Origin of the sequence: Prevotella sp. P4-67, assembly GCF_002251325.1 — a bacterium.
Lineage (GTDB): Bacteria > Bacteroidota > Bacteroidia > Bacteroidales > Bacteroidaceae > Prevotella.
Genome location: NZ_NPJL01000046.1, coordinates 1 through 23,093 on the forward strand (window position 1 = coordinate 1; position 23,093 = coordinate 23,093).

The following is a 23,093-nucleotide window of genomic DNA, read 5'->3' on the forward strand; positions in this document are numbered from 1 at the left end:
ACCACACGGGCGGGGAGCGGCTCAGCTACGGGGATGGCAGTGGGGATGGCTTGGGCAGTGGTGGAGGCGGTGTCGGAAGGAGCTAAACGGCACACGGCGATGACCACGGCTGCCACGACTGAGGCTGCTGCCATCCAGGGCATCATCCGGCGCAGGGTAAGCGCACGAGACTTGGGGCTGGGGGCGGCATAGGCGGTAAACATGAGTCTGAAGGTGGCCCACTCGACAGGAATATCAGTGGCGGTGCGGAAAAAACGCTCCAGCGTCTGCTCTTCGCTGAGCGACGTGGTGCCCTGCATGTAGCGCTCAAGGAGCCGGGCTATGGTGGCATAATCGGGATTTCTCATAAGGCTTTATCTACGTTTGTCCAATTCTTCATAAATCGCTTTGCGGGCTCTCGCCAAGAGGGTGCTGACCGACTTGGGGGCTATGCCCACGATGCGGGCTATCTCGTCGTGGCTGCGGTGCTCGACCTGACGCATGTAGAAAACCTGCTGCTGTACTGAGGGCAGGCGCCGCATCTGACTGTCGAGCCACTCGAGGTTCTCGTGGTGCTGAAGGCTGACATCGGGCTGGGCGTAAACCGAAGCGGCAAGCTGGCGGAGGGCGTCGGCAAGAGGGAGGCGGGATGACTGGCGACGGCAGGCATTGAGAGCCAGGCGACGGGCGATGGTGGCAGTGAGGGCTTCGGGCGACTCGACACGCTCCAACGCGGCAAGGAGTTGCCACAGGCGTATCATCGTGTCTTGGGCGACATCCTCGGCGCCTTCGGCATCACTTCCGGCGCCGACAGCTGCGGTGAGCGCCACCTGGCGCAGTCGCGGGACAAGGCTGATGAACTGGTTTTCGGTCATTGTACTGTGGCTTTGTTACACCAATAAGACACATAAGGCGGATGAAACCAAACGGGAATTAACATTTTTAACAATTCTGCCGACTCCACAGCAATCTGCAGAGCTACGGCGTAGCCGTCATGCAGCCGGCGGATAATGCTCCAAATCGCATGATCAAGCAGTCTGGGGCTCCATACAAAACTCAATAACGGCTGTGTCATTGAAAAAAGCGAGAGCCGCATGGCCCTAAGTGGGCCGGCGGCTCTCGCTTATGTTGTAATCAAGGGAAAAACCTTAGATGTTGCTGTCTTTGACGTCGATGTCGAGGATGTTCTTCTTGTTGGCCTCGATGCGCTCGTAATCCTCACGCGAACCAACGATGAGCTTGTCAAACTGGCGCAGACCTGTACCGGCGGGGATGCGGTGACCGCAGATAACATTCTCCTTCATACCCTCGAGGCGGTCTTGCTTGCCACGGATGGCTGCCTCGTTGAGCACCTTGGTGGTCTCCTGGAACGAAGCGGCAGACATGAAGCTCTTGGTACCGAGGGCAGCACGGGTGATACCCTGGAGTATCTGGGTGGCTGTGGCCTGGACGGCATCGCGCACCTGGACGAGGCGCAGGTCGCGGCGCTTGAGGCTTGAGTTCTCGTCGCGCAGCTTGCGGAGGGTGATAATCTGACCAGCCTTGAGGTTCTCGGAGTCGCCGGCGTCGGTGACTACCTTCTTGCCCCAGATGCGGTCATTCTCCTCGGCGAAGTCGAGCTTGTCTACGAGCTCCTGCTCAAGGAATGTGGTGTCGCCCGGATCATTAATCTGAACCTTGCGCATCATCTGACGCACGATAATCTCGAAGTGCTTGTCATTGATCTTCACACCCTGGAGGCGGTAAACATCCTGTACCTCGTTGACGATGTACTCCTGTACGGCGGTGGGACCCTTGATGGCAAGGATGTCATTGGGAGTGATGACACCGTCGGAGAGTGGAGTTCCGGCACGCACGGCGTCGTGCTCCTGCACGAGCAGCTGCTTGCTCAGATTGACAAGATACTTATGGGGTTCGCCGTGCTTGGGCGTAACGATGATCTCGCGGTTACCACGCTTGAGCTTGCCCATAGTGACCTCGCCATCGATCTCAGAAACGACTGCGGGGTTAGAGGGGTTGCGGGCCTCGAAGAGCTCGGTAACTCGTGGGAGACCACCGGTGATGTCACCAGCACCTCCTACGGCACGTGGAATCTTAACGAGGGTGGCACCGGTAGATACCTTCTGCCCGTCTTCTACCACTACGTGACAGCCTACGGGGAAGTTGTAGGTACCGAGCACATTGCCGTCGGCGTCGAGCACATCGCAGGTAGGAACCTTGGTGTGGTCCTTGGCATCGATGATAATCTTCTCGGAAAGACCGGTGGTATCGTCGGTCTCGGCCTTGAAGGTAACACCGTCGATGACGTCGTTGAAGCGCAGTGTACCGGCATATTCGGTAACGATGAGCGCATTGAAGGGGTCCCACTTGGCGATGAGGTCGCCCTGCTTGACGATGTCGCCGTGCTTGTTGTAGAGGATAGAACCGTAGGGCAGGTCGAGGGTAGAGAGGACGATATCGGTATTGGGGTCGATGAATCGGATCTCGCCCAGACGGCTTACGACCATACGGCAATCCTTGGACTCGTCGTCGCGGAAGGGAACGTCGCGCACCTCTTCAAACTCGATGCGGGCGTCGTTCTTGGCAACGATGCTGGCGTTGGCGGCTGCATTACCAGCCACACCACCGGCGTGGAATGTACGCAGTGTAAGCTGTGTACCAGGCTCACCGATGGCCTGAGCGGCGATGACACCGGCAGCTTCGCCCAGCTGTACCATACGCGAGGTGGCGAGGTTGCGGCCATAGCACTTGGCGCAGATACCGCGCTTGCTCTCACAGGTAAGTACGGAGCGGATCTCTACCATCTCGATGGGTGACTTCTCGATGATGTCGGCCTTCTCCTCATTGATTTCCTCACCGGCTGCGCAGATGAGCTCGCCAGTGGTGGGATGGATGATGTCATGGACAGACACACGGCCGAGGATGCGCTCGCCGAGAGAAGATACAATCTCGTCGCCATTCTTGAGCGCACGGCACTCGAGGCCACGCAGTGTACCGCAGTCTTCCTGGGTAATGATGACATCGTGAGACACGTCGACCAGACGACGGGTAAGGTAACCGGCGTCGGCAGTCTTCATGGCGGTATCGGCAAGACCCTTACGGGCACCGTGGGAAGCGATGAAGTACTCGAGCACAGACATACCCTCCTTGAAGTTGGAGAGGATAGGATTCTCAATAATCTGAGCGCCCTCGGCACCGGCCTTCTGGGGCTTGGCCATCAGACCACGCATACCGGAGAGCTGCTTGATCTGGTCCTGAGAACCACGGGCTCCGGAATCGAGCATCATGTATACGGCGTTGAAGCCCTGGTCGGCTTCGGTCATTTCCTTCATCAGAACATCACCCAACTCGTCGTTGACGTGGGTCCAGGCATCGATAACCTGGTTGTAACGCTCGTTGTCGGTGATGAAACCCATGTTATAGTTGTTGGTAATCTCCTCGACCTCGCGCTGTCCCTTCTCTACGATAGCCTCCTTCTCTACAGGGATGATGATATCGTCGAGGTTGAACGACAGACCGGCTACATAGGACATGTGGTAACCCAGGTTCTTGATGCCGTCAAGGAAGGCGCAGGCGCGAGCCATACCGACTGCCTTGATAACGCGGGCGATGATGCCACGGAGTGACTTCTTGGAGATGATTTCATTGACGAAGCCCAATTCATCGGGGATAATCTGATTGACTACCACGCGGCCAACAGAGGTCTCGACAATATGCTTGACGGGCTGACCCTCAACGATATCGTCGACGAGCACCTTAACAGGAGCGTGAAGGTCGCACTTGCCGTCGTTGTAGGCGATGATGGCCTCTTCGGGACCGTAGAAGCTCAGGCCCTCGCCCTTGGCTCCGGGACGGAGCTTGGTGATATAGTAGAGACCGAGCACCATGTCCTGAGAAGGCACGGTGATAGGAGCGCCGTTGGCAGGGTTGAGGATGTTGTGGCTCTGGAGCATCAGTATCTGTGCCTCGAGTACAGCCTCGTTGCTCAAGGGAAGGTGGACAGCCATCTGGTCACCGTCGAAGTCGGCGTTGAACGCAGTACATGCCAGCGGGTGGAGCTGGATGGCTTTGCCCTCGATGAGCTTGGGCTGGAAGGCCTGGATACCCAGACGGTGCAGTGTAGGAGCACGGTTGAGGAGCACGGGGTGACCCTTCATGACATTCTCGAGGATGTCCCAGATGACGGGCTCACGACGGTCTACTATCTTCTTGGCGCTCTTGACAGTCTTGACGATGCCACGCTCGATGAGCTTGCGGATGATAAATGGTTTGTAGAGCTCGGCAGCCATCAGCTTGGGCAAACCGCACTCTCCCATCTTAAGTTCAGGACCAACGACGATAACCGAACGCGCTGAATAGTCGACACGCTTACCGAGAAGGTTCTGACGGAAGCGGCCCTGCTTACCCTTGAGTGAGTCGGAGAGTGACTTGAGCGGACGGTTGCTCTCGCTCTTCACGGCACTGGCCTTGCGAGAGTTGTCGAAGAGAGAGTCGACAGCCTCCTGGAGCATACGCTTCTCGTTGCGGAGAATCACCTCGGGAGCCTTGATTTCGACGAGTCTCTTCAGACGGTTGTTGCGGATGATGACACGACGGTAGAGGTCGTTGAGGTCGGATGTGGCAAAGCGGCCACCGTCGAGAGGTACGAGCGGACGAAGCTCGGGGGGGATGACGGGAAGTATCTTCATAATCATCCACTCGGGCTTGTTGACCTCCTTGGACGAGCGGAAAGCCTCGACAACCTGCAGGCGCTTCAGAGCCTCGGTCTTGCGCTGCTGGCTGGAGTCATTGTTGGCTCGGTCGCGCAGCTCGTAAGAGATAGAGTCGAGGTCGAGGTCGGTAAGGAGGTCGCGGATAGCCTCGGCACCCATCTTGGCGATGAACTTGTTGGGATCATCGTCGGGGAGAAGCTGGTTGTTGGGGTCGAGCTGAGTATCGAGAATGTTCAGATACTCGTCTTCGGTGAGAAGATCCATGCGGTGAGAACCGTTGATCTCGAGTCCGTCTTTGTCGGTGCGGCCCTCAAAGGCTCCGGGCTTGATGACGATATACTTCTCGTAGTAGACTACAGCGTCGAGCTTCTTGGTAGGCATTCCGAGCAGATAGCCAATCTTGTTGGGCAGTGAACGGAAATACCAGATATGTGCGATGGGCACTACCAGTTCGATATGACCTGAGCGCTCGCGGCGTACCTTCTTCTCGGTAACCTCGACACCGCATCGGTCGCAGACGATACCCTTGTAGCGTATGCGCTTGTACTTGCCGCAGGCGCACTCATAGTCCTTGGTAGGACCGAAGATGCGCTCGCAGAAGAGTCCGTCACGCTCTGGCTTATAGGTACGATAGTTAATCGTCTCTGGTTTGGTAACCTCGCCAAACGAATTTTCCAGGATTTCTTCGGGAGAAGCCAATCCGATGGTAATCTTCGTAAAATTATTCTTTATTTTTGTATCTTTCTTAAAAGCCATTGTCTTGAAATAATTAAGGGTTCTCGTTTAATCAAGTTTGATACTCAAACCAAGACCACGGAGTTCGTGGAGAAGTACGTTGAGTGACTCGGGGATACCGGGAGTAGGCATGGCATCGCCCTTGACGATAGCCTCGTAAGCCTTGGAACGTCCTACGACGTCATCACTCTTGATGGTCAGAATCTCCTGGAGCACATGGCTTGCACCGAATGCCTCAAGAGCCCAAACCTCCATCTCTCCGAAACGCTGACCACCAAACTGGGCTTTACCACCGAGTGGCTGCTGGGTAATCAAGCTGTACGGACCGATAGAACGAGCGTGCATCTTGTCTTCTACCATGTGGCCGAGCTTCAAGAAGTAGGTCATACCGATGGTAGCGGGCTGGTCGAACTTCTCGCCGGTCTCACCATCATATATATAGGTAGAGCAGAGGCGGGGCAGACCTGCCTTGTCGGTCCACTCGGAGAGGTCGTTGAGCTTGGCACCGTCGAAGATAGGAGTGGCAAACTTGACACCGAGCTTCTTACCGGCAGCACCGAGGATGGCCTCGAAGATCTGACCGAGGTTCATACGAGAGGGCACACCCATAGGGTTGAGCACCAGGTCTACAGGACGTCCGTCCTCGAGGAAAGGCATATCCTCGGCACGTACGACCTTGGAAACGATACCCTTGTTACCGTGACGACCGGCGAGCTTGTCGCCCACCTGAATCTTACGCTTCTTGGCGATATAGACCTTGGCCATCTGCAGGATGCCTGAAGGCAGCTCGTCGCCAATGGTGATGGCAAACTTGCGGCGCTTCAGCTCGGCATCGAGCTGCTTGTACTTGCGGATATAGTTCATGATGAGCTTCTGGATAAGGCCGTCGGTATGCTCGTCGCCAGTCCAGCCATTGCTCTGGATGCCGTCGTACTCGAGGTTCTTCAGCGCAGTAGCGGTGAAGGTAGAACCCTTGGAGATGATTTCGGCACCGGTATAGTCCTTGATACCCTCACACTTCTTGTCTTCGGTGAGTTCAAGGAGCTTGTCAACGAGGATATCTTTCAGGTCCTCATTCTTTGCCTCGTATTCCTCGTCAATCTTGGCCAGAACAATCTTGTCCTGCTTCTTGGACTCACGAGTCTTGATGGCACGAGAGAAGAGCTTCTTGTCGATAACCACACCGCTGAGTGATGGATTGGCCTTGAGTGAAGAGTCCTTCACATCGCCGGCCTTGTCGCCGAAGATGGCGCGCAGCAGCTTCTCCTCGGGTGAGGGGTCGCTCTCGCCCTTGGGCGAAATCTTACCGATGAGTACATCGCCTGGCTCTACGCGGGCTCCGACGCGGATAACACCGTTCTCGTCAAGGTCCTTGGTAGCCTCTTCGCTCACATTGGGGATATCAGAGGTAAACTCTTCCACACCACGCTTGGTCTCACGCACGTCGAGTGAATACTCGTCGACATGTACGGAAGTGAGCACATCCTCACTTACCAGGCGCTCAGAGATAACGACGGCGTCCTCATAGTTGTAACCCTTCCATGGCACGTAGGCTACGAGCAGGTTGCGACCCAGGGCCAGCTCACCATTCTCGGTGGCATAACCCTCGGTGAGGATATCACCGGCTTTCACACGCTGACCCTTGTCGCAGATAGGACGAAGGTCGATGGTCATATTCTGGTTGGTACGACGGAACTTGGGAATGCGATACTCCTTGAGAGCAGGCTCGAAGCTGACAAAGTCTTCCTCCTCGGTGCGGTCGTAGAGAATACGGATGGTGGTGGCGTCAACATACTCGATGACACCGTCGCCCTCGGCGGTAATCATGGTGCGCGAGTCCTCGCAGACCTTCTTCTCCAGACCGGTACCTACGATAGGTGCATCGTTGTGGAGCAATGGCACTGCCTGGCGCATCATGTTACATCCCATCAGCGCACGGTGACCGTCATCGTGCTCGAGGAAAGGAATAAGACCTGCTGAAACAGAAGCAATCTGCTGGGGAGCAACGTCCATGTAATCTACCTGGGTAGGAGCAACTACTGGATAGTCGGCATCCTGACGGCACTTTACAACCTTGCGGATGAAGTTGCCCTCGGGAGTAAGGGGCGCATTGCCCTGACCGATAATCTTGGCCTCCTCCTCCTCTGCGGTAAGGTATACCACGTCCTTGTTGTCCATGTCGGCCTTGCCGTCAACAATCTTACGGTAAGGTGTAACGATGAAGCCGAGGTCGTTAATCTTGGCATACAGACAGAGTGATGAAATAAGACCGATGTTAGGACCTTCAGGACTCCCGATAGGACACAGACGGCCGTAGTGAGTATAGTGTACGTCTCGAACCTCGAAACCGGCACGCTCACGAGAAAGTCCGCCAGGACCAAGGGCCGAAAGACGACGCTTGTGGGTAACCTCGGCAAGGGGGTTGGTCTGGTCCATAAACTGGCTCAGAGGGTTGGTACCGAAGAATGAATTGATAACGCTCGAGATGGTCTTGGCGTTAATCAGGTCGGTAGGAGTAAACACTTCATTGTCGCGAACGTTCATGCGCTCACGGATGGTACGGGCCATACGGGCAAGACCGATAGAGAACTGGTTGGCCAACTGCTCGCCTACCGTGCGTACACGGCGGTTGCTCAGGTGGTCGATATCGTCAACGGTAGCATTGGAGTTGACGAGCTGGATGAGATATTTGATAATCTCGATGATATCTTCCTTGGTAAGCACGCGGACATCAGACTCGGTGTTCAGGCCCAACTTCTTGTTGATACGATAGCGGCCCACCTCGCCCAAGTCGTAACGCTTGTCAGAGAAGAACAGATTCTGGAATACTTCCTTGGCACTGGCATCATCGGCAGGGTCAGCATTACGCAGCTGGCGATAGATGTAGAGCACGGCCTCCTTCTCAGAGTTAGAGGGGTCTTTGGCCAAAGTGTTGAAGATGATAGAATACTTGTTACCGGCTTCGGCATCCTTGTGCAGGAGAATGCTCTGAGCTCCACTTTCCAGAATCTCAGGTATCATCTCCTCGGTGATGACAGTCTCGCGCTCAACGATAACCTCCGAACGGTCGATAGATACTACTTCACCAGTATCTTCGTCCACGAAGTCCTCGTTCCAGCGAGTCACCACGCTACCGGCAACCTTGCGGCCTACGCAGGCCTTGAGGTTCTTCTTGTTGACCTTTACCTCCTCGGCAAGGTCGAAGATGCGCAGAATGTCCTTATCGCTTTCATAACCGATGGCACGCAGCAGTGTCGTAACAGGCAATTTCTTCTTACGGTCGATATATGCATACATTACATTATTTATATCGGTCGCAAACTCAATCCAAGAACCCTTGAATGGAATGATACGTGCGCTGTAAAGCACAGTACCGTTGGCATGCACACCCTGACCGAAGAATACACCCGGTGAACGGTGCAGCTGGGCAACTACCACGCGCTCAGCACCGTTGATAACGAATGTACCGTTGCTTGTCATGTAAGGAATGGTACCGAGGAACACGTCCTGGATGACGGTTCCGAAATCCTCGTGGTCGGGGTCGGTACAAAACAGCTTCATCTTAGCCTTCAAAGGCACACTATATGTAAGGCCACGCTCCAGACACTCGTCTATGGTGTAACGCGGCGGATCAATATAGTAATCCAAGAACTCAAGAACGAAGTTATTGCGAGTATCGGTGATAGGGAAGTTCTCAGCGAACACCTTATACAGACCGTCATTCTTGCGTTCTTCAGGCGGAGTTTCCAACTGTAAAAAGTCCTTGAAAGACTTCAACTGCACATCGAGAAAATCCGGGAAAGGGTACGGATTATGCACGCTGGCAAAATTTACTCTGTTATCGACAATTTTTGTAGCCATAAATGAATTAAATGATCTGTTATAAAAGCCCGAAAGAGCGGGCTGGGCATCAGCGTCTATAGAAAGACACAAAAAGGTTAGGACTCACCGACTGGGCAAATCCTAACCATATTTAAGAGAAAACTGAGTTCTTATTACTTGAGCTCTACCTTAGCGCCAGCTTCCTCGATAGCCTTCTTCAGGTTCTCAGCCTCTTCCTTAGAGAGACCTTCCTTAACTGTAGCAGGAGCAGCGTCTACGAGATCCTTAGCCTCTTTCAGACCAAGACCGCAAGCCTCCTTAACAGCCTTAACTACCTGGAGCTTTGTAGCACCTACCTCAGCGAGGACAACATCGAAAGATGTCTTCTCCTCAGCTGCGGCTGCACCAGCAGCAGCAGGACCAGCAGCAACAGCAACAGCTGCAGCTGCGGGCTCAATACCGTACTCGTCCTTCAGGACTGTTGCCAACTCATTTACTTCCTTAACAGTAAGATTTACTAATTCTTCTGCAATAGCTTTAATGTCTGCCATTTTATTCTAAATTTTAATTGTTCTTGTAATAAATATATCTTTGACTTTATGTAATTGTAATTGTTACATTGCAATTATTATTCAGGACGCTCGCCTAAAGTCTTGAGCACACCGTGGATGGTGTTTGCGCCTGACTGAAGAGCAGAAACAACGTTCTTGGCGGGAGACTGAAGCAAAGCAACAATATCTGCGATAACTTCGTTCTTGCTCTTGATAGCCACGAGTTCCTCGAGCTGGTTGGCTCCGAAGAAACCCTCCTCTGCGTAAGCAGCCTTAAGTGCGGGGATACCCTCTTTGGTATATTCCTTAAGCAACTTGGCAGGTACATTCGCTGTGTGAGCGAAGAGGACGGCGGTGCTACCCTTCAGGCTACCGTAGAGCTCAGAGAAATCAATCTCAGACTCTTCCATTGCCTTGTGGAGAAGGGTGTTCTTCACAACGACCATCTTGATTTCACTCTTGAAGCACTGGCGACGGAAATCACTGGTCTTCTCAGCATTCAATCCTGTTACGTCAACAAGATAGAAATGGGGATATTCCTTGAGTTTCTGTCCAAGCTCTGCTATAATAGTATCTTTAAGTTCTTTCTTCATTGTACAAAACTTTTAGAGTTATTCAACTGATTTAGGATCAATCTTGATACCCTTACTCATAGTGCTTGAAATAAAGATACTCTTGATATATGTACCTTTAGCAGCAGCAGGCTTCAACTTGATAACGGTCTGGATAAACTCCTTAGCGTTACCATAAATCTGCTCGGCGGTCATATTAACCTTACCGATAGAGGTGTGGATGATACCAGCCTTATCTACCTTGAAGTCAATCTTACCCTGCTTAACGTCCTTAACTGCCTTAGCAACATCCATAGTTACAGTACCGCTCTTGGGGTTAGGCATAAGACCACGAGGACCGAGTACACGGCCGAGGGGACCTACTTTACCCATGCAAGAGGGCATTGTGATGATGACATCGATATCTGTCCATCCGCCTTTGATCTTCTCGATATATTCATCAAGACCAACGTAGTCGGCACCTGCCTCCTTGGCAGCTGCTTCCTGATCGGGAGTACAGAGGGCGAGTACACGCGTAACCTTACCTGTTCCGTTAGGAAGAGATACTACGCCACGAACCATCTGGTTTGCCTTACGGGGGTCAACACCAAGACGAACGTCCACGTCAACAGAAGCCTCAAACTTGGTAGTGGTAATTTCCTTTACCAGCTCTGTAGCCTCCTTGAGTGTGTACATCTTCCCTGCTTCAACCTTCTCAGCGACTGATTTTTGATTTTTTGTCAGTTTACTCATCTTTAATTGAAGTTTTTAAATTATTCTCCAGGGAAGTCCCCTTTTACAGTGATACCCATACTGCGAGCAGTACCGGCAACAAGTCTCATAGCGCTCTCGATAGTGAAACAGTTCAAGTCAGCCATCTTGTCTTCGGCGATAGCCTTTACCTGATCCCAGGTTACGGTTGCCACCTTCTGACGGTTGGGCTGGGCTGAACCACTCTTTACCTTGGCCACCTCTTTCAACTGCACAGCTGCGGGAGGAGTCTTGATAATAAAGCTGAAAGACTTGTCTGTATAATAAGTGATAACAACAGGAAGTATCTTACCTGCCTTATCCTGGGTTCTGGCGTTGAACTCTTTGCAGAATCCCATAATGTTGATACCCTTAGAACCCAAAGCAGGACCTACGGGTGGTGAAGGATTCGCAGCGCCACCTTTAATCTGTAATTTGATTAATCCAGCAACTTCTTTAGCCATTTTTGTTAATAATTGATTTTTTGTTAATTATCAGTCTGAAGAGTGGAAGCCTCTCGACTTGTTAGGAAGACACACCGTAACAATATGCGCCTATCCTTCTTTTTCTACTTGCATGAAATTCAACTCAAGCGGTGTCTTGCGTCCGAAGATTTTCACCATAACCTTGAGCTTGCGCTTTTCGGTGTTCACCTCTTCGATGATACCGGTAAATCCGCTGAAAGGACCGTCGGTAACCTTGACAACCTCGTTTACCTCGTAAGGGATATTTACGTCTGCGGCAAACTCAGCTTCCTCAGCAGCACCGAGCATACGGTTGATATCGCTCTGGGGAACAGGTGAGGGATTGTCAAGACCTCCGAGGAAACCTAAACAGTTGGGCATAAAGCGCAAAGTATGTGCAACATCACCGATGAGTGTTGCCTGCACAAAAACATATCCTGGCAGAGAGATTTTTTCCTTCTCCACGCGACGACCGTTACGCTGAGAATATGTCTTCTCTGTAGGAATAAGTACCTGAGCTACATTAGCACTGAGCAAATCGTTGTGTTTGATTTCGGCCTCAATATATTCTTTGAGCTTGGCCTCCTTGCCACTAACGGCGCGCAGTACATACCAATTCATTCCAGTTTCTGCCATTGTTACCTTTAATTAGGATAGATGGTAGTCATCACAAAACGGAAAAAACTATCCATTGCGAAAACAACAAGAGCCACCACAACAGAAGCAGACAGCACAACAACAGCGCTATGCGTCAGCTCAGCGTATGACGGCCAAGTGGTCTTATGTACAAGTTCGTTATAACAAGCCTTGCAATAATTTCCTATTTTCTTAAACATATATTTTTTATTTTTGCACGGGTTGGAGGGCTCGAACCCCCGACACCTGGTTTTGGAGACCAGTGCTCTACCAACTGAGCTAAACCCGTAAGAAAGTCTCCGCAACCGCAGCTGCGGAGACTTGTATTTAGTTTTTCAACTAATTCTCTGATTACTTAACGTCGTCGAGGATAGTTGTGATCTGACCAGAACCTACTGTACGACCACCCTCACGGATAGCGAAACGGAGACCCTCGTTCAGAGCAACCTTGTAAATCAAGGTAACCTCAATCTCTACGTTGTCACCAGGCATTACCATCTCAACTCCCTCAGGAAGTTTGATTTCACCGGTACAGTCCATAGTACGGAGATAGAACTGAGGACGATACTTGTTACCGAATGGAGTGTGACGGCCACCCTCTTCCTTCTTCAATACATAGATAGAAGCCTTGAAGTGATCGTGAGGAGTGATAGCACCGGGATGCACAACTACCATACCACGCTTAACCTCGTTCTTGTCGATACCACGGAGAAGCAGACCTACGTTGTCACCAGCCTCACCCTCAGCAAGAATCTTGCGGAACATCTCAACACCAGTGATAACTGACTTCTTGTCCTCACCGAGACCGAGCAGCTGAACTTCGTCACCTACCTTACACTTACCAGTCTCGATACGACCTGTAGCAACAGTACCACGGCCAGTGATTGAGAACACATCCTCAACAGGCATCAAGAAAGGCTTATCAACCTCACGAACAGGCTCCTGGATCCATGTATCAACAGTATCCATCAGTTCGAGAACCTTGTCCTCCCACTTCTCAACACCGTTCAGAGCACCGAGTGCAGAACCGCGGATGATAGGAGTATCCTCTTCATAGCCATACTGCTCGAGAATCTCGTGAAGCTCCATCTCAACGAGCTCCAGCATTTCCTCGTCGTCTACCATATCGCACTTGTTCAGGAATACTACCAGACGGGGAACGTTTACCTGACGAGCGAGAAGCACGTGCTCACGTGTCTGAGGCATAGGACCATCAGTAGCAGCACAAACCAGGATAGCACCGTCCATCTGAGCAGCACCAGTAACCATGTTCTTTACATAGTCAGCGTGACCGGGACAGTCAACGTGTGCATAGTGACGTTTAGCTGTTTCATACTCAATGTGAGCAGAGTTGATAGTGATACCACGCTCTTTCTCCTCAGGAGCGTTGTCAATCTGGTCAAATGACTTAACTTCCTCGCCAGTACCCAGTCTCTTGTGAAGAACGAGAGAGATGGCAGCTGTCAAAGTAGTCTTACCGTGGTCAACGTGACCGATAGTACCGATGTTTACATGCGGTTTGGTACGTACGAATTCTTCTTTAGCCATAGCTTTGATATTTAATTTTTATAATGAAAATCAGTTTAAATTAATATATTGTTTGTTTTCCATATCCTTTCCGTTCTGCCGGAATGAGATAAGAATTAGAGCTGTAACTGAGAGTTGAACTCAGGACCTCTTCCTTACCAAGGAAGTGCTCTACCACTGAGCTATTACAGCAAATTTAGAGCGGAAAACGGGGCTCAAACCCGCGACCCCCAGCTTGGAAGGCTAGTGCTCTATCAACTGAGCTATTTCCGCGTTGAGTGGGTGGTGATGGATTCGAACCACCGAAGGCGAAAGCCAGCAGATTTACAGTCTGCCCCATTTGGCCACTCTGGTAACCACCCATATTTTTACGGTCATGCGTCCGTTTCCGTTTCTTGAGCCTCTTGTCGGATTCGAACCAACGACCCCGAGATTACAAATCACGTGCTCTGGCCAACTGAGCTAAAGAGGCAAATCCTTGCAGCCGCCGAGCGACTCGTTTTTAGGACGTGTTGTAAAACGGCTGCAAAGATACGCATTATTTTTCTATTGCCAAAACTTTTTGCAGTTTTTTTTAATGGCTACGCTGTTTTTCCTTGAATTTGGTGAGTTGAACCTTCAGGCTCTCGACACACTGGTCAATACTTTCCTCAAATGTGTCACAAGTCTTTTCAACATAAAGGTCCTTGCCGGTCACACCCACAGTCACGCAGGCTTGCTTGTTGAGAGCGGTGGCAGGCTTCACCACTTTTAATTGCACCTCTACTTTCTGAATATCTTCATAAGTTTTTTCCAACTTGGCGATTTTCTTTTCGACAAACGCCTGTAACTTCTCGGTAGCGTCGAAATGTATCGACTGAATCTTAACTTCCATAATTACCTCCTTTTTATTTAATTAAAGAGTTACGCCCTTGGATGGGCTTCTTGATATACTCGCTTGAGTTGCTCAAAGGTGGTATGGGTGTAGATTTCGGTCGTAGAGAGACTCTCATGACCCAACAGTTTCTTCACACTTTCCAGACCAGCCTCGTGATTGAGCATAGCGGTAGCGAAGGTATGGCGGAGCACATGGGGCGACCGTTTGCTGAGCGTGGATACAAGCGACAGACATCGCTTCACCTCGTTTCTTACCTGGTCACCGCTCATCCTCTCTCCCTTGCGAGTCACAAACAGGGCGCCGTTACCGGCCTTGACCTGCTCATCACGCACCCTTATATATATTAATAAGGTGTGCTCCAGTTCCTCACCCAGAGGGATGATGCGCTGCTTGTTGCGCTTTCCCAACACTTTGACAGCATGGTTAGCCCAGTCTATCGCCGTGTCGTCCAGTCCTGTCAATTCAGAGAGACGTATGCCTGTCTCGTAAAAAGTCATCAGCATCGTCCGTGCCCTTACGCTTTCGAAGTCATCACCCCACTCCACCACATCCAGAAGCCGGTTCATCTCCTCTTCTTTCAGAAATTGCGGCAGAGGCTTTGCCTTCTTCGGGCCCTTAATCATCCTCGACGGGTCGCGGGCTACCTTTTGGTGAGCCAGAGCATAACGGTAAAACGAGCGAAGAGCACTCAGTCTGCGATTAACAGAAGTAGCTCTATTGCCTTTATCCATCATGCTTTCCATCCATCCACGGATGACATCGGCATCGACAGTCTCCCAGGAAAGCAGCATGTCCAAATTTTTGAAATATGCCTCAAAAGCCTTCAGGTCTTCGGCATAACTGCTAACAGTCAACTCTGAACGGTTCTTTTCAAACCGCAAGTAGTCCAAAAATTCGCCAATCATCGCCATCGCGCCTATTACATTACTGTTTTCGGCAACGAATATACGGAAATTAATTCAAACTACCAAATTTTCGGAGGAAAAATTATTCCTCTTCCTGACGGAGCTTCTGTACGTAGATGGCGTGTTCCATCTTGAGACGCTTCAAAACAGAAGGCTTATCAAACTGCTGACGAGAGCGGAGTTCCTTAATAACACCTGTCTTTTCGAATTTTCTCTTGAACTTCTTGAGAGCTCTTTCGATGTTCTCACCATCTTTTACTGGTACAATAATCATTGTCTTGTTTTTATTAATTAATTATGTTAAACTTATTGCTTTCGGGCATGCGCCCAATATTCGCGGCTGCAAAATTACTGCTATTTTGTCACTTGGGCAAGTTTTTTGCCCTATTTTTTCACAAAACGGCTGAAATTGTTGCATTTACGCCGTTCAGCGCCACTATCTCCAGCCCATTCCAACCCATAGATACGCCCTCCGCAGCCCCCGTTTCTGGGGCGGAGATTATGGATGGAAGTCGGGGAAGGACTGATGCAAAAAGGGAGATTATCGGCGCTTTCGCCGAGGACATCGTCAGAATTGCCGAGGGCACCTTCACACTTCCTGAGGGTACCTTCACGGTCGCCGAGGGTATCTTCACGGTCGCCGAGGGTATCTTCAGAATTATTGCGAGGAGGGATATGGATATTTCATGGCTTGAAATGATTGTTGCGGAGCTTGATACTGGTATTGCGTGTCACGAAATTACTCTGATGGGATGCTGCATGGGAATGTGAATGGCTAACGGATGAGCGAAGCGGGTAATAGGTGCGACGAAGTGGACAAACTCGCAGACAATGCGGGCAACGGATGTAGCAAGATGGGTAGCCGTGTACAACAAAGTGGGCTGCAATGCACAATAAAGTGGATGGTCAGGGACTATAAAGTGACTGCCCTTATATATATAATAATGTAGGGAATGGAAGAAATGGTGATTTGCCTGTTGGTGGCGATTGCTACAACGCTGGGAGCGGCTGGGAGGGCGGTTGGGTTTCTATCCACTCTTCCTCGGACTGTCGTGGTTTTCCTTGGGGCTGTCTTGGATATTTTTGAAGTTGTCATGGATATCCTTGAGACCGTCGCGGGTGTCCTTGGGGCCGTCACGAATATCCCTGGAGTTGTCACGGATATTCTCGGGGCTGTCACGGATATTCTTGGGGCTGGGGTGGCTCAACCTTTTGTCCATCCCGCCGCCACAGCCAGCCACACGGCGCTAACACTGGTCACCGCTATAGCCGTGGTGACGGAAGGGGAATTCGTCCTCTTCCTTAGGGACAAACATCGAGTCGTCTTCGCTCTCGCCGTCCATACGGGCAAGCGTCTGGCTGTTCTTGAAACAGGTCTCGAGATAGTCGTTGCGATGAAAATATCTGCCGAGCACCTCGCGGTAGTCATCAAAGGCCTGCGGCGATGGCGTCTCGGTGAATATACGGGCAATCGCAGCCTCAACCTCATCAATGCCGCAGTCCTCGGCCAGACAGGAGAGGGCGCCCAAGGCATAGGTCCAACCCCACTTGGCATACCGGGTGACGAGCCTTACCACCCGCTTCCGGCAGGCATTGTCTATACGACAGCCGTAGAGCCTCGACACGACCAACACGCCAAGATAATCGAGCCTCGCGTCGCCACACCACGACTCCACGATGTCGAGGAAGTAGTTGCAGTCGTCCTCGGGCGAAGCGAGCAGCATCTTCAGCCCCGTCTCGTCCCTACAGTCGATATACTCTTCCACCTCTGCCATGCGGCGCTGGCAGTCCTCGAGTATGCTCACCATCCGCGCGTCGGGCTCTATCCCCACCCCGTGCAGGAAGAACTGGTGCAGATTGTCTATCAGCGGTTCGTCGTTGCACTGGAATGCGAACAACATCTCCAGAAGGAACAGCGGAGTCTGGTTCTGACAGTAATCTTCGGCATAGAAGGGGTTGGGCTCGCCCCGCTCGTCATACTTGTCGATGCAACCCAGCACATCCAGGGCGTCGGAGTCGCGGGCAAGCGCCTTTTCCACATAGTGGCGCGTGTAGTGGTTGTCTGGGCCCTCCCGGCGGCTGCAGTCATCAAGGAAGAGACGCAGCGCATATCTGTTGTAGTCCCTGCCCTCGCTGTAGGCGGCATAGATGCTGGCGGCATCGGTCCATCCATAGCGCTCGACGAGCTGCCTGTTCTTGTCCACGAAATCGATGCTGCAGTCTACCTCAGCCTCCTGACTCAGCAGTTCGTCTGCCAGCAGTATGGCGAGCCCGCTGCCTATGGCGCTATCCAGCTCGGTTATCATCGGAGCCATCTCGCGCCTGTCCACCTGCGTCCTACCCACATAGGGGTATAGCATCAGACGGCGCACCGAGTTCTCGTCTACCTCTACGGTCATCACCATATCGCGGGCCGTCACCCAGTCCCTGACCTTCACGTCTATTATCACTTGTATCATATCTTCCATTTCCGTTATGCTTGCCGGCACCATGCCAACAGTCTGCAAAATTAGCGAAAATCATTCTGTCCACAGCTCTCAAGATACGTATAAAACTCTGCCGGACCCACTTTTTCTCCCTACTTGTCATGGCCAGACAAAAAAGTGTGCCCTTTTGCACCCATTACTCGTTTTTTATTTTTACCTTTGTCACACATTGACAATCGCATTACACCTATTTATATTATATAGACAATGAAGACATCTAAGAAGTGGACCATCCACATTGCCTGTTATGTGATAGCTGCCCTCGCGCTATCCGTTCTCAACGAGTTGCACCCTGCGGTGAAATACCGCACAGAAGTAATCGAGCCACAGACCGAGGCCATGCAGCCCACGGCAGTCATCGACCTGGACAACGACAACCCCTATGCCTACGCCGGACAGGAGAGCGACGGCAAGCTGTATCTCTATGCCGACAAACATCTGGCGGTCATGAACCCGCGCGTCTCCGAGAACCGCAATCTGACATTCATGCAGATTGTCACCGCTGCCGACGGCGCTATGGAGCTCCACGTCAAGGGCTTCATCAATGTCGACGCCCAGGGCCACTGCTCGCTCGAGGATGCCGGCAATGTGGGCAAGCCTATGGTCATCAAGCAGGTCAAGGACGGCGAGCCCATCATGCAGAACATAGCCAATATCGACACCAAGCGGTATAAGATACGCCTCCTGCGCAACGCCCCTCTCGGCATCAATGCCGACGCTGTGGCCGAGGCAGCCCAGCGCGTGAGTCCCGACTACACCCCAGCACCCCAGCCCGACCCGCAGCAAGAGAAGGTGCAGGAGTATATCCACAACAAGAGCCTGCTGGTCTACAAGAGTACCGTCTTCTACTCGCTCCTGGGCATCACCGTGCTGGCAGTGATTATGGCCATCCTGCTCTTTGCCGAGCGCGACGAGATAGAGTTGGGTCCGAAGAACAAGATAAGCACCTGCGACGACGAGCTGACCATCAGCACCGAGTACCAGAAGATGCCCAAGCTGCTCCTGGTGAGCAACTATCTCTTGCTGGCCCTCATCGCCGTCATCACGGTATGCCTCTGCGTGCCCCTGCTGACCGAGACCATCTTCGCCAATCTCTTTGCCGGCTTCTTTGAAGGTCTGGGGGCCATCATCATGCTCACGGCTCTGGCCTGCGCCATGGCCTACAACTGCTGGATGATGAGCCGCCACATCAAGGATGCTGAGGCCTGCGATACCGACAAGGGCTTCTGGCTCACTGCCGTCGAGATACTGATGGTGATTGTGGCCAACACCGTGGTGGTGGCCATGTGGCTGCCCGTGTCGCTGATACCCGTCTTCGGCATCAACGTGATACTCGCCCTGCCCAACATCATCATCGCCTATGCCACCAGCGCCCACCGCTCCGAGCTCCACTGGATGCTGCCCGTCCACGAGATATACAAGTGGATAAGCGGCTTCACCGTGCTGGCCATCGTCGTACTGCTGTGGATATTCAACTGTCTGCTCCAGGGCAAGGTGCGCAGCGACGAGCTCGAAGCCGCCGCCAACGCCAAGCGCCAGCTCTCTGAGGGCAATGACTTCTATGCCACCGGAGAAGACGGCAAGCTGCACCACTTCCAGCGCGTAGGCTCCAGCGACGAGTGGCGCGACCTGAACGATGAAGGCGGCCAGATCTACTACCGCAATGGCACCGTATTCACACGTGCTGCCTACTAAGAGAACATGATGCCAGATACAGCCACACTACTTTACCGGCGTGTAGAGGCACTTGCAGACCTCGACAGCGATACCGTCGAGGTGCGCAACAGGAGTCTGCACGCCGCCCTGGCACAGGTGTGCCATGAGGGAGTCAAGGACACAGGCATGGCCTTTGGCAACCTGTTTTCGCAAGTCGACTACCTGTGTCGCAGCCGTGCCGTGGGCGCCGCCGACAGGCAGGAGATACAGACCATGCGCCGCCACTCCAACAGCACCGAGCCCATCGCCGACGCCGACTGGCCCTACGACCTGCGTGCGCTGGCTCTGCTCGTGTCGGCAGTCACCTCCACCGACGTGCCCTCTACCCTCGTAGGCCATCTGCCCGTCATGGGGCGTCCCGCCGACCTCAGCCACACCATAGACCGCCGCTATATGCGCTGCGTGGTCACCGACCATGACGACCAGTTCATCCACGTCCATGCCGACGGCGAAGGCACGGGCGACACCTACACCGTCGACTACACCGCCCACAGCTATCTGCAGCCCCTGCTCAAGCGCGGCATGCAGCTCAACCTCATCGACTGCCATGAGGGCAAGCACCTCGAGCCCGGGCTCATCATCGTCGAGCCCGACTATCTGCTCGACATCAGCCAGATAGCGCGCTGCTTCACCGACTACGGCCACCATCCCCTCGCCTATGTCGCCAACAGGCTCAGCCCTACCGCCAACTCCTATGCCATACTCCTGGGTAACTTTGCCGGGCGCGCCCTCGATGACATCATCAACCACCCGACGGACTACGACTGGCTCGACACCCTGCGTACCAACTTCCGCGAGCGGGCGCTCGACTACTGCACCTGCCCCGACTTTGCCGGCGGAGCCACATTCAAGGTCGACGCCAAGGCGCAGGTCGACAATCTGTGCGGCATCGTAGACAATCTCTTCGCCCCCGACCCCGCCTCGCGCCGCCAGCCCTACAGGCGCGACCGGGCCATCCTCGAGCCTTCCTTCGTGTGCGAGCGGCTGGGCATCCAGGGTCGTATCGACCTCATGACCACCGATATGCGGCTGCTGGTCGAGCAGAAGTCGGGCCGCAACTACAATATCGAGCGCGGATATGCCAACCAGTATGGCTCCTTCCAGAAGGAGGACCACTATGTGCAGCTGCTGCTCTATGCAGGGCTGCTGCGCCAGAACTTCGGGCTGGGCCACCGCAAGACCGACATACGCCTGCTCTACTCCAAGTATCCCCTGCCCGGCGGACTGGTAGCCGTCAACGAGTACCAGGCCCTCTTCCGCGAGGCTATTGCCCTGCGCAACCGCATCGTGGCACAAGACTACGCCATAGCCCACGACGGGTTCGACAGCATCATCGACCAGCTCACCCCCGAGACCATCAACGAGCGACAACTGTCTACCCGCTTCTTCTCCGACTACATTCTGCCCCAGCTCCAGCGCCTGCTCACTCCGCTCCACACCATGAGCGCCGTAGAGCACGCCTACTTCTGCACCATGGCGACATTCGTGATGCGCGAGCAGCTGGCTGCCAAGGTGGGCAGCAATGAGGGCGTAAGTGCCAGTATGGCCGACCTGTGGAACATGCCGCTCGCCACCAAGCGCGAAATGGGCAACATCTACACCGGGCTCACCATCACTGGCAAGGAGAAGAGCAAGGGACGCGGCGGATGGGACATCGTCAGCCTCGACGTGCCCGACCAGGGCGAGGACTTCCTGCCCAACTTCCGCCCGGGCGACTCGATATATCTCTATGCCTACACCGACACGCCCAACCCCACCGGCGCCATCCTCTTCAAGGGTTCGATAGTGGCGATGAGCCAGCACAGCATCACCGTGCACCTCAACGACGGCCAGCAGAACGAACATATACTCGCCGACAGCATCTATGCCGTAGAGCACAGCGGTTCCGACAACACCTTCACCGCCAATCTGCGCAGTCTGAGCGAACTGATACACGCGCCGGGCGACCGGCGACAGCTGCTCCTCTCGCAGCGCGAACCCACAGCCGACATCTCGCGACGGCTTACCCGCCCCTACAGCCCCACCTACGATGACACGCTGCTCAAGGTCAAGCAGGCCAATGACTTCTTCCTGCTCGTGGGCCCGCCGGGGACCGGCAAGACATCGATGGCGCTGCGCTTCATGGTCGAAGAGGCACTCTGCGACGCCGAGGCATCGCTGCTGCTCACCTCGTACACCAACAGGGCGGTAGACGAAATCTGCGCCATGCTCACCGAGGCGGGCATAGACTATCTGCGCATAGGCAACGAGTACACCTGCGACCCCCGCTTCCGCGACCAGTTGCTCGACAGGCGCGTGGGCGAGACTCCCAGACTCGACCTCGTGCGCCAGACGCTGCTCTCGGCCCGCGTGGTCGTGGCTACCACCACCACGCTGCAGAGCCGCACGCCCCTCTTCGCGCTGCGCCACTTCTCCCTGGCCATCATCGACGAGGCCAGCCAGATACTCGAGCCTTCGCTGATGGGGCTGCTCACCCATATCGACAAGTTTGTCATGGTGGGCGACTACAAGCAGCTGCCGGCAGTGGTACAGCAGCCCGCCGCACTGTCGCAGACCACCGACCCGCTGCTCACAGCCATCCATCTCACCGACTGCCGCAACTCGCTCTTCGAGCGGCTTTACCGCCGCGAGATGGCATTGGGTCGCACGCAGTTTGTGGGCATCCTGCGACGTCAGGGACGCATGCACCCCGACATCGCAAGTTTCCCCAACGAGATGTTCTACCGTCGCGAGCAGCTGGAGTGCGTGCCCCTGCCCCACCAGCAGACCGACGTCATCTACCCCACGCCACTGCCCCACGCCGCCGACAGTCTCGACACGCTTCTCCACCATCACCGCCTGCTCTACTTCCCCTCGGCCGGCAATCTCTCGCCCACCCAGTCAGACAAGGTCAACCCCGTAGAGGCGAGGATAGTAGCCCGGATAGTCGGGCGGATATACTCCTACTGTGGCAAGGACTTCGACCCCGACCGCACGGTGGGCGTCATCGTGCCCTACCGCAACCAGATAGCCATGATACGTCGCGAGATTGAGCAGATGGGCATCGAGCCGCTCACCCGCATATCCATCGACACCGTAGAACGGTATCAGGGGTCGCAGCGCGATGTTATCGTCTACTCGTTTACCATCCAGCACGCCTACCAGCTGGACTTCCTCACCGCCAACTGCATGGAGGAAGACGGCCTGGTGATAGACCGCAAGCTCAACGTGGCGCTCACGCGTGCCCGCAAGCAGCTCATCATTACCGGACACGAACATACGCTGCGCCAGAACGCGCTCTTCGCAAAACTCCTGGACCATATACGCAGCAGGGAGGGATATGCCGAGCCGCAAGAAGAGTAGTACGGTCGTGGGAACAAGGATAATCGGCAGAGGCCATATC

18 protein-coding genes, 5 tRNA genes and 1 pseudogene are annotated in these 23,093 nt (G+C 53.7%); 3 read left to right on the forward strand and 21 right to left on the reverse strand.

Translation table 11 applies throughout. From position 1 onward, the window contains the following. The 19 genes and pseudogenes from CIK92_RS07600 to rpsU form a co-directional block, all read right to left on the reverse strand. A pseudogene (locus CIK92_RS07600) lies at positions 1-347 on the reverse strand (hypothetical protein); the annotation flags it as partial. A 6-nt stretch (positions 348-353) separates the two neighbouring features. Beyond that, entirely contained in the window at positions 354-854 is a 501-nt protein-coding gene (locus CIK92_RS07605; RefSeq protein ID WP_094387052.1) for an RNA polymerase sigma factor, read from the reverse strand. A gap of 273 nt (positions 855-1,127) precedes the next feature. Continuing rightward, the gene (gene rpoC, locus CIK92_RS07610; RefSeq protein WP_094388686.1) at positions 1,128-5,447 is read right to left on the reverse strand and encodes a DNA-directed RNA polymerase subunit beta'; all 4,320 of its coding nucleotides are present in this window, start codon (positions 5,445-5,447) and stop codon (positions 1,128-1,130) included. 27 nt (positions 5,448-5,474) lie between these two features. After that, the gene (gene rpoB, locus CIK92_RS07615) at positions 5,475-9,287 is read right to left on the reverse strand and encodes a DNA-directed RNA polymerase subunit beta (protein ID WP_094388687.1); all 3,813 of its coding nucleotides are present in this window, start codon (positions 9,285-9,287) and stop codon (positions 5,475-5,477) included. Positions 9,288-9,421: 134 nt separating this feature from the next. Then, positions 9,422-9,799 (reverse strand): 50S ribosomal protein L7/L12, encoded by a 378-nt coding sequence (gene rplL / locus CIK92_RS07620; protein WP_094387054.1) that lies wholly within the window; start codon positions 9,797-9,799, stop codon positions 9,422-9,424. Positions 9,800-9,876: 77 nt separating this feature from the next. After that, complete coding sequence (gene rplJ, locus CIK92_RS07625; protein ID WP_022309505.1) at positions 9,877-10,392, reverse strand: 50S ribosomal protein L10; 516 nt, start codon at positions 10,390-10,392, stop codon at positions 9,877-9,879. A gap of 18 nt (positions 10,393-10,410) precedes the next feature. Continuing rightward, entirely contained in the window at positions 10,411-11,103 is a 693-nt protein-coding gene (gene rplA / locus CIK92_RS07630; protein WP_022309506.1) for a 50S ribosomal protein L1, read from the reverse strand. Positions 11,104-11,123: 20 nt separating this feature from the next. Then, positions 11,124-11,564, reverse strand: coding sequence for a 50S ribosomal protein L11 (gene rplK, locus CIK92_RS07635; protein WP_022309507.1), 441 nt, complete (start codon positions 11,562-11,564; stop codon positions 11,124-11,126). Positions 11,565-11,654: 90 nt separating this feature from the next. Then, a complete protein-coding gene (gene nusG / locus CIK92_RS07640; protein ID WP_094387055.1) occupies positions 11,655-12,200 on the reverse strand; it encodes a transcription termination/antitermination protein NusG in 546 nt (181 codons plus the stop codon). An 8-nt stretch (positions 12,201-12,208) separates the two neighbouring features. Beyond that, the gene (gene secE, locus CIK92_RS07645) at positions 12,209-12,400 is read right to left on the reverse strand and encodes a preprotein translocase subunit SecE (protein ID WP_022309509.1); all 192 of its coding nucleotides are present in this window, start codon (positions 12,398-12,400) and stop codon (positions 12,209-12,211) included. Between the two features lie 16 nt (positions 12,401-12,416). Then, positions 12,417-12,489: transfer RNA gene (locus CIK92_RS07650), tRNA-Trp, on the reverse strand. Between the two features lie 62 nt (positions 12,490-12,551). Then, complete coding sequence (gene tuf, locus CIK92_RS07655; RefSeq protein ID WP_094388688.1) at positions 12,552-13,748, reverse strand: elongation factor Tu; 1,197 nt, start codon at positions 13,746-13,748, stop codon at positions 12,552-12,554. Between the two features lie 99 nt (positions 13,749-13,847). Then, positions 13,848-13,919 (reverse strand) — tRNA-Thr (locus CIK92_RS07660). 8 nt (positions 13,920-13,927) lie between these two features. Continuing rightward, positions 13,928-14,000, reverse strand: a tRNA-Gly gene (locus tag CIK92_RS07665). A 6-nt stretch (positions 14,001-14,006) separates the two neighbouring features. Then, a tRNA-Tyr gene (locus tag CIK92_RS07670) sits at positions 14,007-14,089 on the reverse strand. 36 nt (positions 14,090-14,125) lie between these two features. Beyond that, positions 14,126-14,199: transfer RNA gene (locus tag CIK92_RS07675), tRNA-Thr, on the reverse strand. Between the two features lie 102 nt (positions 14,200-14,301). Then, positions 14,302-14,601, reverse strand: coding sequence for a ribosome hibernation-promoting factor, HPF/YfiA family (gene hpf, locus CIK92_RS07680; protein ID WP_022309647.1), 300 nt, complete (start codon positions 14,599-14,601; stop codon positions 14,302-14,304). A 29-nt stretch (positions 14,602-14,630) separates the two neighbouring features. After that, complete coding sequence (gene xerC, locus CIK92_RS07685) at positions 14,631-15,509, reverse strand: tyrosine recombinase XerC (RefSeq protein WP_254046023.1); 879 nt, start codon at positions 15,507-15,509, stop codon at positions 14,631-14,633. 82 nt (positions 15,510-15,591) lie between these two features. Beyond that, on the reverse strand, positions 15,592-15,783 hold the full coding sequence (rpsU, locus tag CIK92_RS07690; protein WP_022309645.1) for a 30S ribosomal protein S21: 192 nt from the start codon (positions 15,781-15,783) through the stop codon (positions 15,592-15,594). A gap of 23 nt (positions 15,784-15,806) precedes the next feature. On the opposite strand from rpsU, the gene CIK92_RS07695 reads away from it, so the two are divergent. Then, the gene (locus CIK92_RS07695; RefSeq protein ID WP_144289376.1) at positions 15,807-16,280 is read left to right on the forward strand and encodes a hypothetical protein; all 474 of its coding nucleotides are present in this window, start codon (positions 15,807-15,809) and stop codon (positions 16,278-16,280) included. A 257-nt stretch (positions 16,281-16,537) separates the two neighbouring features. On the opposite strand, the gene CIK92_RS07700 is transcribed toward CIK92_RS07695, so the two are convergent. Together CIK92_RS07700 and CIK92_RS07705 are read right to left on the reverse strand one after the other, a co-directional pair. After that, on the reverse strand, positions 16,538-16,729 hold the full coding sequence (locus CIK92_RS07700) for a hypothetical protein (RefSeq protein WP_094388691.1): 192 nt from the start codon (positions 16,727-16,729) through the stop codon (positions 16,538-16,540). A gap of 27 nt (positions 16,730-16,756) precedes the next feature. Next, positions 16,757-17,968, reverse strand: a complete 1,212-nt coding sequence (locus CIK92_RS07705) for a hypothetical protein (RefSeq protein ID WP_144289377.1) — start codon at positions 17,966-17,968, stop codon at positions 16,757-16,759. Between the two features lie 234 nt (positions 17,969-18,202). Between CIK92_RS07705 and CIK92_RS07710 the strand changes: the two genes are divergently transcribed. Beyond that, the gene (locus CIK92_RS07710; protein ID WP_094388693.1) at positions 18,203-19,690 is read left to right on the forward strand and encodes a hypothetical protein; all 1,488 of its coding nucleotides are present in this window, start codon (positions 18,203-18,205) and stop codon (positions 19,688-19,690) included. 9 nt (positions 19,691-19,699) lie between these two features. Continuing rightward, the gene (locus CIK92_RS07715; protein ID WP_094388699.1) at positions 19,700-23,053 is read left to right on the forward strand and encodes an AAA domain-containing protein; all 3,354 of its coding nucleotides are present in this window, start codon (positions 19,700-19,702) and stop codon (positions 23,051-23,053) included. Positions 23,054-23,093 lie beyond the last annotated feature (40 nt).